Origin of the sequence: Vibrio sp. AIC-3 (assembly GCF_013114515.1) — a bacterium.
Classification (GTDB): Bacteria; Pseudomonadota; Gammaproteobacteria; order Enterobacterales; family Vibrionaceae; genus Vibrio; species Vibrio crassostreae_C.
Map to the genome: position 1 here is coordinate 63,271 of NZ_VTXG01000026.1, position 7,208 is coordinate 70,478.

Sequence of the window (7,208 nt, forward strand, 5' to 3'; positions counted from 1 at the left end):
TCAATCGGTTGAGGGAACAGGAATCATAACTTAGTTTAGAAGAGCCGACCAAAGTCTTTGTCCTGTTCTATTACACCAAACCATTGATATTGCTGTGCGAGTACTTTCAGCAACTCGATCTCTTTTGTTGTCTCTTCTCTAAGCCATTCAATAAGGTCGTTGATGATAGGCGTGTGACTACGCTGGTGCATGAAGTAAGTCCAAGCACTGTGTTGGATTTTTGCATTTCTAGGGCAGTACAAGAAGCCTCGTTGGAGATCTTGTTGAACTAACAACAGATCCGTGACCGTAACCCCTTCACCGGATAGACAGGCACTGAGCGCCATATCTAAAGACAAGAAGCTGGTATTTCTGACAGGTTTCTTTGGTGGGAATTCAACATCGGCCAGCCACACTTTCCAGTCGTGATGATCTAAGGTTGGATGCAGCCTTGGCAAGGTTAAGATTGAATCAAGGTCGGTGTCTTTGGTGGTTAAACTAGTAGAGCAAACCGGCGCCATGAACTCTTCACGCAAGAAGGTAATGTCAGGTGCCTTGTCATAGCGTTTTTTGAAACGCGTGTGGAAGATCAGTAGATCATACTCACTACTATTAATCGATTCGTCTTCCTCAATCACAGGAACAATGACGATCTCATGATCTTGATAACGCTCGTTTAATTCCCGAACTTTGGAGATCAATACTCGCGTCGCGAAACTCAGAGTCGCTTTGATCACGATACGCTTCTGCTTGGGCTCACTCCAAGAGGTGATAACAGCTTCGATATTACCGTAGCTTGCTCGCAAAGCCACATACAAATCATGACCTTGTACCGTTAATTCTATGGCTCGATGCTTACGAATAACCAGTGATGCGTTTAACTCATCTTCAAGCTGTTTGATCTGTCGGCTGATCGCACTTTGTGTCACATGCAGCTCTTCGGCAGCCAGAGTAAAGCTCATCAGCCTTGCGGCAGCTTCAAAGGCTTTTAAGCCATTATGTGATGATGGCAAGCTAGAATATGGGGTCATAATTCGTTCGCATGAGTTTATGGAATGTTAGAGTCGCAAATTTATCAATTGAACGCTAGCCTCATCGATCGTATTTTGGGCGAAATTACCTGAGGCGCTCATGAAAAAAATACTCACTCTTGCATTCCCTTTGATCATTTCACAGCTGATCTCTATGGCTTTAGTCCTTACTGATGTTTGGATGATGTCGCGTATCAGTGTGTCAGCCCTTGCGGCTGGTGGCTTAGGTGCCTCAATCTACTTTTTCATCTTCATTATTGCGAGCAGCACCGTGGGTTGTGTCGCGAATTTGATTGCGATCGCTTATGGTCAGCGAGTAGCTCGCCCTGAGTTTGGTAATACTCAAATTAGATTGGCGGTGAAAGGCGCAACCATGTTGGCATTCGTGCTCAGCGTGACCTTAATGGCCAGCTTCTGGTTTGCTCCGTTGGTATTAGAAGCAGCCAAACAGCCACCAGAAGTGATCACTTTAGCCATGGAATATGTCCATGCTTTGAAGTGGGTAATGTTGCCTTCGCTTATCTTGTTGGTACTTCGTGGCTTAACCAGTGCGTTTGGCAACGTGCGCTCCATTCTTGTGATGTCGATTATCACCGTAATTCTGAATGTGCCAGTGAGCTACTTTCTCACCTTCCAATTAGACATGGGCTTAACAGGTTTAGGGCTTGGTACGGCTATCGCGGCATTTATCGTGATGGTTGGATATACGGTTTGGGTATTTAAGCGTGACGAGTTTAAGCAGTTCGCCCCTTGGCTAAATACAGAAGAGTATTCAATCAAGTTGATGAGCCCGCTTTTAATGATGGGTTTACCTATCGGCTTGGCAGCATTACTTGAGCATGGCCTTATTTACGGCGGCACCTTGATGGCGGGCACGATCAGTATTGCTTCGTTAGCCTTGCACCAAATCCTTCTGCAATGCTTAAGCTTTACTTGGAACTTCAATTTCGGCTTCTCACAAGCTGCGGCGATTTTAGTAGGTCGTGATTTCGGTGCGGGTAACTACGAAGGAATAAAAAGAACCTCGATTCAAAGCTTCATATTGGTGTCGGTGTTGAGTGTGGCGTTGTCGGCCGTGTTCATTATATGGCCTGAGATGATCGCTTCTATCTTCAAGTTAGACGATGGCACGGGTGCTATGACTTCACTACTGGCTTCTGTGATTTGGGTCGTTGCTTTGTGCTTTATTGTTGATGCTTGGCAGCTACTGGCGATTAACCTGCTAAGAGGCATGAAGATTGTCTCTATGCCAACCGTGATGACAGCCATCGGTTACTGGGTATTTGGCTTGCCTGCGGCTTGGTATTTGATGCCTAAGTTCGAATTGGCAGGGATTTGGGGCGGAATCGGTGTTGGCTTAGGCGTGACAGGTATTCTGCTGCTTATCCAATTGATGCGTGTCATTCAAAAGAACAACCAATCTCCAGATTTGTCGAATCATGCTTATACGTGATTTGCTTGTGATGCTCGCCTTTACCATGGAACCTTGAACGATAAACGTTGTATTGCTGACCGAGAACTATCAATTACCAACAATGACCTATAAGCCCTGAATTGCGTACTTCGTAATTTAGACCTTGGTCTTACAGAAACCGAGCTAAAAGGTGACTAGAATGATTTGAGTTGCTCACCGTTTTATCAAGGAATACACAAATGGAAGTTGGATTGTTCTGGGCTGAAAAAGGAATGTTAGTGCTTGGCGCACTGTTTGTTTTGACGAGCATGATGCAGTACGGAAGACGCAGTAGCGATTGGAAAGGCGTGATTACGATGTTCTACAAGCGCATCCCAATGAACATCGCCGAATACAAATGGTATCGCCTGGGGATCGCGTTGTTGGTATTTGCTGTGATCATACGTTTCGCATTACTGATTTTATGGCCTTCATATCAGTTCTAGTTCTCTTGCATTAGCTTTGTTGGATAGCTCTCTATCATGGCTACATAAAGCCGTTCAATGAATGAGTCAGTCGAGCCTTAATAAACCCGCTTGTTAAGGCTGCTGTTAAATATAATAGTGCTATTACTCAACAGCAAGGATTGGCTATTACCTTTGTAGCATATTGTTTTTCATGAAGAATAATGCGAAATAATAGCTTACCCACCTGTTTCATCATTCTTACTAATAATCTGCACATAAATCCATTCACCCCGTACCTGATACCATAATGTTCTGTTACACTCGGTCGAATTAGCTTTAATTTGTCAGTGGTGCATTTATGTCGTTCCCAGTTCTTATATGTGATGATTCTGCGTTAGCAAGGAAGCAGATGGCTCGATCACTGCCTAGTTCTCTAAATGCAGATATAACTTTTGCTGTTCATGGGCTTAATGCACTTGAAGAGCTCGCTAAAAACCAATTCAAATTGATGTTCCTCGACCTAACCATGCCGGAATTAGACGGCTATGGCACATTGGAAGAGATGCAACGTTTAGGCGATACCACGCCAGTTGTCGTTGTTTCTGGTGACATACAACCAAAAGCACAACAGAAGGTGCTGGATCTTGGCGCCAAAGCATTTTTGCAAAAGCCGATTGATAAAGAAGCGTTAAAAGCGATTCTACGTGAGCATGTTGAGCCACCAAAACAGCCTCAACTTATTACGCCAGCACCGCTAGAGCTACCGATTCTGCGCCGACGTGACATCTATATGGAAGTTGCGAACGTTGCGATAGGTCGAGCAGCCGATGCATTGGCGCGCCATTTTAATGTATTCGTTCACTTACCATTACCGAACGTTAACATCTTCGAAGTGAGTGAATTGCACATGGCACTTCGTGACCTAGCGGATAACGACCAAGTGTCGGGTGTTTGCCAAGGCTTCAGTGGAGAAGGCATTGCAGGTGAAGCGCTAGTTTTGTTGAGTGATTCCAGTGTGAGCGATCTTAAGAAGCTCATGAAGGTGCCAACAGAAAGCGAGCAGCTAGAAGAATTAGAGTTGTTGATGGATGTATCGAACATCTTAGTCGGCTCTTTCTTGAATGGGTTAGGGGAGCAATCAGAAGTTCGTTTCTTCCAGAGCTCTCCTGTGCTGCTAGGTCAACACATCTCGATTGATTCGGTGATTGAAAATACCAGCGGCTCATTTAAAAAGACCATGACGTTCGAAGTCAGCTACAACATAGACGGCACGTCCATCCGTTGTGACCTTCTGTTTATGTTTGTTGACGAGTCTCTGCCTCTTCTAGACAACAAATTGGCCTACCTAATGGAGGAGTTTTAATATGCTGAATCTTCCTGCTGAATTTGAACAGTTCCACTGGATGGTGGACATGGTTCAAAACGTCGATATGGGGCTGGTGGTCATCAATCGTGATTTTGAGGTGCAAGTGTGGAATGGTTTCATGACGCACCATAGCGGTAAGCAATCGCACGATGCGATTGGTAAATCGATCTTTGAACTGTTCCCTGAAATCCCAGAAGAGTGGTTTAGGCTTAAAACAAAACCGGTTTATGACCTAGGCTGCCGTAGCTTCATAACGTGGCAACAAAGGCCTTATCTGTTTAAGTGCCGCAACGTGAGGCCAGTAACTCAGCAAGCCGACTTTATGTATCAGAACGTCACGCTTAACCCGATGCGTTCTCCAACTGGGCAAGTGACATCCTTGTTCTTGTCGATTCAAGATGCGACTGCTGAAGCTCTGATGTCTCAGAAAAAGGCTTAGCGTACCTTAAGGTGAAAATTGAATCGCCTTAGAAGAGCACTCTGAAAACTAAATAAAAATGGCCAAGGTTAATCCCCTTGGCCATTTTTGTATCTGATTCTGTAGTAGTGATTTCAAATTAACGAAGGCGTTCTGCGTTCGTTAACTTTAGTCGAGCTGTTGTTAGGCTCTATCAACAGCGGCTTGTATCCGATGGATTTTCATAAATAAGCATATCTAACCTGCCATATTTTGTGGACTTTACCCCCGTTCATCCAAGTTTCGAACGTGCTAATCGATCTTGTCTTTGTACTTTATAAATTTCAGGGCTGATGAAAGAGGGCTGAGATCGGCACTCGAAGCGAAAAAAGTGAAATTATTTAAGAAAAAACGCATTTTTTGATTCAAGAAAAGTGTGATTTTTATGTGATTAAAGGGCACTTTTTTCACAAATTTGCCTTATCGAAGATTTTTTCGCCGAATTTACAAGGGAAACGTTTGCGCAATAAACCGACAGCGTTTGCGTGAATATGTTGTTAAGTTATTAATTACTATGAATTTAGTAGGAAGTGACGGGCGGGAAGCTTTTACCAGATATGGAATCTTTGAGAGGATAGCACAAAAAAAAATGAAATATCAGACTTGCTGTTAGTAAATCACAGCCTATAATGCTGAAAACCGGAGCGTCTGCCAACGCTCCGGTTTTTTTGTGTCCGAAACTCAGTAAAGCGTCTGCCAACGCTTACCGAAAACGCACGACACGTAATATGATTACAGGACAAATTATCATGCGTATCGAACAAGAACTTAAGTTAGGCTTCAAAGATGTATTATTCCGCCCAAAGCGTTCTACTCTTAAAAGTCGTTCTCAAGTTGAATTAACCCGCGAGTTTACATTCAAGCATAGCGGTCGTCAATGGTCTGGTGTACCAGTAATCGCAGCGAACATGGATTCGGTAGCAAGTTTCGAAATGGCAGCGGCTCTAGCAGAGCACGGTGTAATGACTGCAGTACACAAGCACTACACAGTAGAGCAGTGGGCTGAGTTCGCAAAAACAGCAGACAAGAAAACGCTGAACAACGTATTTGTTTCAACAGGTACATCTGAAGCTGAGTTTGAGAAAACTAAGCAAATCATGGCGCTTAGCGACGAATTCGTATTTATCTGTATTGATATCGCTAACGGCTACTCAGAGCACCTAGTTGAGTACGTGCAAAAAGTACGTGCAGAATTCCCGAACAAAGTTATCTCTGCGGGTAACGTTGTAACGGGTGACATGGTTGAAGAGCTAATCTTAGCGGGCGCAGACATCGTTAAGGTTGGTATCGGCCCTGGTTCTGTTTGTACTACTCGTGTTAAAACAGGTGTAGGTTACCCTCAACTTTCTGCAATCATCGAGTGTGGCGACGCAGCACACGGCCTTGGCGGTATGATCATCGGTGACGGTGGCTGTTCATGTGCGGGTGATGTATCTAAAGCGTTTGGCGGCGGTGCTGACTTCGTAATGCTAGGCGGCATGCTAGCAGGTCACTCTGAGTCGGGCGGTGAAGTAGTAGAGCAAGACGGTAAGCAATTCATGAAGTTCTACGGCATGTCTTCACAGTCGGCTATGGACAAGCACTCAGGTGGTGTTGCTAAGTACCGTGCTGCTGAAGGTAAAACTGTTTTACTTCCGTTCCGTGGCTCTGTTCACAACACAATTTCTGACATCCTTGGTGGTGTACGTTCAACTTGTACATACGTAGGCGCAGCAAAGCTTAAAGAGCTAACTAAGCGTACAACTTTCATTCGTGTACAAGAACAAGAAAACAACGTATTCGGTAAAGAGTAATCTGAACGGATTCGAATAGTTTGAAAATCAAGAGCCGCTAAAGCGGCTCTTTTTTTACGTGAAATTGATAAAATCAATGTCATTAAACCTGCGCGCTAATAATCTGTCTAATTTTCAGAAGACGCTGGATTTAGAATGTGACTAACAGATTTAATGATCGCAGGAACTATGATGGTTATTAGTACTAACGTGAATAATGATGCCTCAAACCAGTGCCAACCTAATATACTTGTAGTATAAAAGTAAGCGCCTAAAGAGAGTGGCAGCGTCAAATTAAACACGATTAAGACGATTAACGCAGCTCCTGCCCATACCATACCAAACTGATTCTCAAGTCCTGAAAAACCTATAGACAGATAGCACGTACCAGATATTGTAACAAGTAAAGCACTAAGGCAGCCTGATCTCATTTTGTTGCCTAGAATATTAACGAAAAAAGCAAAACTATCAGAACGCCTAATTATTTGAATTAGCATTCAAAAATTAATATTACTTTCAAATGCTATTAGTCTTTGTAAAACTCATTTATCGTCTCTTTAGTTGATTGTCACATGATTGTTTTTTCATTTGGTATCTTGAAAATAAGTTTATGCTTTGTAGTCGAAGTTTAATTCATGCCTCATAGACAGAACCTTAAGCACTAAGCTCAGCGTAAATTCCGTCTAACGTAATGTTTTCTTTAGACTTCCTCTGCGCGGACTTTTGAGCGTTCCTTGATATAT

Annotated in this window: 6 protein-coding genes; 5 read left to right on the plus strand and 1 reads right to left on the minus strand. The window is 43.5% G+C overall.

Annotation, left to right across the window (positions count from 1 at the left end):
- Positions 1–35 precede the first annotated feature (35 nt).
- The gene (locus tag F0229_RS16710) at positions 36–1,010 is read right to left on the minus strand and encodes a LysR family transcriptional regulator (RefSeq protein WP_171733293.1); all 975 of its coding nucleotides are present in this window, start codon (positions 1,008–1,010) and stop codon (positions 36–38) included.
- Between the two features lie 100 nt (positions 1,011–1,110).
- Between F0229_RS16710 and F0229_RS16715 the strand changes: the two genes are divergently transcribed.
- The 5 genes from F0229_RS16715 to F0229_RS16735 all read left to right on the plus strand — a co-directional run bounded on the left by F0229_RS16715 (position 1,111) and on the right by F0229_RS16735 (position 6,486).
- Complete coding sequence (locus F0229_RS16715) at positions 1,111–2,463, plus strand: MATE family efflux transporter (RefSeq protein WP_171733294.1); 1,353 nt, start codon at positions 1,111–1,113, stop codon at positions 2,461–2,463.
- Between the two features lie 200 nt (positions 2,464–2,663).
- Positions 2,664–2,909, plus strand: a complete 246-nt coding sequence (locus F0229_RS16720; protein WP_010430578.1) for a hypothetical protein — start codon at positions 2,664–2,666, stop codon at positions 2,907–2,909.
- 319 nt (positions 2,910–3,228) lie between these two features.
- A complete protein-coding gene (locus F0229_RS16725; RefSeq protein ID WP_029235212.1) occupies positions 3,229–4,233 on the plus strand; it encodes a response regulator in 1,005 nt (334 codons plus the stop codon).
- A 1-nt stretch (position 4,234) separates the two neighbouring features.
- The gene (locus F0229_RS16730) at positions 4,235–4,675 is read left to right on the plus strand and encodes a PAS domain-containing protein (RefSeq protein WP_008216396.1); all 441 of its coding nucleotides are present in this window, start codon (positions 4,235–4,237) and stop codon (positions 4,673–4,675) included.
- 767 nt (positions 4,676–5,442) lie between these two features.
- Positions 5,443–6,486, plus strand: coding sequence for a GMP reductase (locus tag F0229_RS16735; protein ID WP_171733295.1), 1,044 nt, complete (start codon positions 5,443–5,445; stop codon positions 6,484–6,486).
- Positions 6,487–7,208 lie beyond the last annotated feature (722 nt).

Bases quoted from the DNA above. Each gene is read 5' to 3' on its own strand.
- F0229_RS16710 (WP_171733293.1), bottom strand. From the start codon at position 1,010: ATGACCCCATATTCTAGCTTGCCATCATCACATAATGGCTTAAAAGCC.
- F0229_RS16720 (WP_010430578.1), top strand. From the start codon at position 2,664: ATGGAAGTTGGATTGTTCTGGGCTGAAAAAGGAATGTTAGTGCTTGGC.
- F0229_RS16730 (WP_008216396.1), top strand. From the start codon at position 4,235: ATGCTGAATCTTCCTGCTGAATTTGAACAGTTCCACTGGATGGTGGAC.
- F0229_RS16735 (WP_171733295.1), top strand. From the start codon at position 5,443: ATGCGTATCGAACAAGAACTTAAGTTAGGCTTCAAAGATGTATTATTC.
- F0229_RS16715 (WP_171733294.1), top strand. From the start codon at position 1,111: ATGAAAAAAATACTCACTCTTGCATTCCCTTTGATCATTTCACAGCTG.
- F0229_RS16725 (WP_029235212.1), top strand. From the start codon at position 3,229: ATGTCGTTCCCAGTTCTTATATGTGATGATTCTGCGTTAGCAAGGAAG.